Annotated in this window: 1 protein-coding gene; it reads right to left on the reverse strand. The window is 64.1% G+C overall.

The genetic code is table 11. From position 1 onward, the window contains the following. Positions 1 to 223 (reverse strand): hypothetical protein (locus E4K09_RS28800; RefSeq protein ID WP_166802149.1); only part of this gene is annotated, 223 nt, incomplete at both ends.

Genomic DNA, 223 nt, shown 5'->3' on the forward strand with positions numbered 1-223 from the left:
AGCGTCGGCTAAGGTCAGACCGTCGGCAAGGACGTTCTCCTGAAGCGACTTCGTGGCCCACGCGATAACGCTATACTCCTGCAACGTGGCGGTGCTCTCCTCCAAGCGCTTGTCCTGCGCCGGCGTCAGTGGGACAGGCGGCTCATAGGTGATCAGGGCTTCGTCCGCGACAGTTCGATGCTGGCGGTAGTTCCGAACGTCGCCGAGGCCCGCCCATCGCTCC

The organism is Microvirga pakistanensis, assembly GCF_004458765.1.
GTDB lineage: Bacteria > Pseudomonadota > Alphaproteobacteria > Rhizobiales > Beijerinckiaceae > Microvirga > Microvirga pakistanensis.